General features: G+C 57.5%; 1 protein-coding gene and 1 pseudogene. Both read left to right on the forward strand.

Features of this window, described 5'->3' with window-relative positions; genetic code table 11:
• On the forward strand, positions 1–155 hold a 155-nt coding region (locus tag ADK28_RS30960; protein ID WP_152929644.1), incomplete at its 5' end, for a helix-turn-helix domain-containing protein.
• A pseudogene (locus ADK28_RS06855) lies at positions 152–440 on the forward strand (hypothetical protein); the annotation flags it as partial. The gene ADK28_RS30960 and the pseudogene ADK28_RS06855, both read left to right, overlap by 4 nt.

Below are 440 nucleotides of genomic sequence, written 5' to 3' on the forward strand. Positions count from 1 at the left end.
TCCGGGATTTACGTGAAGCCGTTCAGACCTTTGAGTCGGGTGTTATTCGCTCACGTCTGGCGTTTTTTAGCGGGGATCGTCAGCGCGTGGCTGAGAGCCTGAATATTCCGCGCCGGACGCTTGATCATAAGTGTCAGAAGCTGGAGAAGGCATGATGGGGATGCTGACGTTATTGCCACTACTCGCCGCGCTGACGGGGAAGTCGGTTGCCCCAAGTGGTCTGGACAAGTGCCAGTCGGAACAGGATCCCACGTTGCGGCTCGCCTGTTATGACGCCCTGGCGCGCTTTCATCAATCCGTCGCGAAAAATCAGATCCATGACAGCGGATTTCAGATGACGGCCGATCCTGTAGAGGGCGATCGCGTACTGATCCGCACGATCCCGTCAGTCGGGATGATTACGGTATCCTGCCAGAGTGGGATCACCCGGCTCAGCGTGC

This window comes from Serratia sp. 506_PEND (assembly GCF_001076875.1).
GTDB lineage: Bacteria > Pseudomonadota > Gammaproteobacteria > Enterobacterales > Enterobacteriaceae > Serratia > Serratia marcescens.